The organism is Nocardioides allogilvus (assembly GCF_003047285.1).
GTDB classification, from domain to species: Bacteria; Actinomycetota; Actinomycetes; order Propionibacteriales; family Nocardioidaceae; genus Nocardioides; species Nocardioides allogilvus.
Genome location: NZ_PZYX01000080.1, coordinates 1 through 505 on the forward strand (window position 1 = coordinate 1; position 505 = coordinate 505).

General features: G+C 41.4%; 2 protein-coding genes. Both read left to right on the forward strand.

The annotated features are described in order from the left end of the window. Positions 1–115: 115 nt before the first annotated feature. Positions 116–343: a 30S ribosomal protein S18 gene (rpsR, locus tag C9J87_RS19535; RefSeq protein WP_005598105.1), complete on the forward strand. Its 228-nt coding sequence runs from the start codon at positions 116–118 to the stop codon at positions 341–343. Positions 344–360: 17 nt separating this feature from the next. Further along, on the forward strand, positions 361–505 hold a 145-nt coding region (gene rplI, locus C9J87_RS19540), incomplete at its 3' end, for a 50S ribosomal protein L9 (RefSeq protein ID WP_107706375.1).

Here is a 505-nt window from a genome sequence, read left to right on the forward strand (position 1 = left end):
CTCGGCGATAAAATTAGAGTTTACGGATTTATCCACACTCACAAAGACTATAACGGTTTAAGCCAATTAGTCGTTCATGCCGAACATATTGAATTTATAGATCAGGAGAAGCCAAATGGCACGTTATTTCCGTCGTCGTAAGTTCTGCCGTTTCACAGCGGAAAATGTTGTTGAGATCGATTACAAAGATATCGCTACATTAAAGAACTACATTTCTGAAAGCGGCAAGATTGTTCCTAGCCGTATCACTGGTACTCGTGCGAAGTATCAACGTCAATTAGCTCGCGCAATCAAACGCGCTCGTTACTTAGCGTTACTTCCATACACTGACAACCATCAGTAATAGAGAGGTCGAGTACAATGCAAGTTATTTTATTAGATAAAGTTGCTCACTTAGGTTCTGTGGGCGACCAAGTAACTGTTAAATCAGGTTTTGCACGTAACTTCTTAATCCCACAAGGTAAAGCGGTTATGGCAACAGCAGCAAACATCGCTCACTTCGAAG

Excerpts from the sequence above, each read along its gene's own strand:
- rpsR (WP_005598105.1), top strand. The coding sequence starts at position 116 with ATGGCACGTTATTTCCGTCGTCGTAAGTTCTGCCGTTTCACAGCGGAA.